This window comes from Pedobacter sp. HMWF019, assembly GCF_003061025.1.
Taxonomy (GTDB): Bacteria; Bacteroidota; Bacteroidia; order Sphingobacteriales; family Sphingobacteriaceae; genus Pedobacter.
In genome coordinates this window covers 1-1,826 of the sequence record NZ_QAIL01000601.1, presented here as the reverse complement: position 1 = coordinate 1,826, position 1,826 = coordinate 1, and the positions used below count along the sequence as shown (strand labels likewise).

2 protein-coding genes are annotated in these 1,826 nt (G+C 38.8%); one reads left to right on the top strand and one right to left on the bottom strand.

Going from position 1 to position 1,826, the window contains the following annotated elements; translation table 11 throughout:
• A partial coding sequence (locus DBR11_RS28525) for an ATP-binding protein (protein WP_108555920.1) occupies positions 1 to 980 on the top strand: 980 nt, incomplete at its 5' end.
• Here the strand turns inward: DBR11_RS28525 and DBR11_RS28520 are convergent.
• Entirely contained in the window at positions 977 to 1,714 is a 738-nt protein-coding gene (locus DBR11_RS28520; RefSeq protein WP_108555919.1) for a helix-turn-helix transcriptional regulator, read from the bottom strand. The two genes, DBR11_RS28525 and DBR11_RS28520, sit on opposite strands and share 4 nt — an antisense overlap.
• Between the last annotated feature and the right edge of the window lie 112 nt (positions 1,715 to 1,826).

Below are 1,826 nucleotides of genomic sequence, written 5' to 3'. Positions count from 1 at the left end.
GTGTTACACTGACTTACTCTTGGCTGGCCAATCAATTTGGACATTTTTCCCTGGGCTTTATTCCAACCATTATAGTATTTACCTTTATAAAGAATAAGCCTGGGCTCCACTATCCTGAATTGTGGGCAGCCTTTGGGGTCTGGGGTGCCTGGATACTTTTTGAACTGTATAATTTTCTCGGCCCTTTACTTCTCAAACTTCCTTCCGGGCGCAGTTCACTTAAAAATATAAATTACACCTTTGCTCCAGCCTGGTCCAATGTTGCTTTTGATACAGTTACAGACTTAACCTATTTTGGAATTGGAGCGCTAACCGGTAGCTTATTTTGCCATTATCATGGTCAAATGCTGCTTGCAGCACTACTACTTGTGGTCTTGGTGGCTTATCCCGCCTACTATTGGTACACAACAAAAATGTATATTCAAAACGCCGAATATCCTTTTCAATTGCGTTTAAGTCAATGGAGCCAGAAAATACAAGATGAACACAAACGAGCCGTCATTGAATTTCTGGACAATAAGGATCAAGGTAAGCACATGTTGATTTTTGGTTCTAAAGGAAGCGGTAAAACAACTTTATCTGTTGGAATTGCAACAGAAGCATCCATCCGAAGCGGATGCTGCAGTTATGTCACTGCAGTCAAACTATTAAGTATGTTCTTTGAAAGGTCCGAAAATCAAGCTGAAAACATGAATAATCTATGGAACTGGCGTAATTGCAATTTGCTGGTTATCGATGACATCAATCCTGGAAGACCGGTAAAAGGGGACATTATCAGTACACAGTTATTTTATGAGTTATTAAATAATGTAGACTGCGGACCAGACAATATCAAACATATTAAAGACAAAAATATCATCTGGGTAATGGGTAGTGACGACCCAACCACGTTACTCGAAGAGAAATGGCAGGATTTATTACAACAGATCGGCATTGAACGATCAAATATCATTACGATAAACCTTGATCCTGCCGCCTAAGGCAGGATCGAATTGTCATAAGAAAAACTAACCAGATGGGTCAGGCTTTTTACATTAAAACGCTTGTACAGTGGGATTATTCTCTTCTCAATAGCAGAATGTGATACATTCAACTCATGGGCAATTTCCTTGAAAGAGAATCCTTTGGCCACCAATGCAAGTGCTTCTTTTTCTTTGTCGGAAATGGCCAGGTGAGAAAACAGAATTTTATTAAGCTCTTCCTCAAACTTCTCCTTTTCAGGCCCAAAGGCCGCATAGCGCATTACTTTTCCAAAAATCAAATTTCTATTGATCTGAAACCTGCCAATGATCGCGGTAACTTTGCCATTTTCAGAACTATATACCCCTACCCTCGCTACAATTGGCACCAGCATACCATTTTTATGGATCTTTTTAAGTTCAATAGTAAAACTGTATTTTTCGAGATCCTTTGTTTTATTATGGATAAACTTTAAGGCTTTATCATTCAGGTCATGTGAAAAAGGTGCAAATTCAGGCGCAGACATATTTACAATAGCAAGCATGTTAATCTCATCGTCTTTATAGCCCACCACTTCTTCCCAACCACTGGCATATACCATTCTATTCAGCTTAAAGGAATAAATATAAATTGCTTCTTCAGGAAATCTCGGAATGGTTTGATTGAAGTATTGTGCTTCATCACTTTCCTGGTCAGCAGGGATATCAGATATGAAATTTTTGGAGTAATCCCCAAAATTCTTTTTCGAGTTCATTGTATCTTAATTTAAACAGGCTTCATTTCTCAGAATGGACCTATAACTGCATTCATCGGAAAAGCAAATCAAACTGCCTGTGTATTTTCTCAGTTGATGCACATCCTCTCCG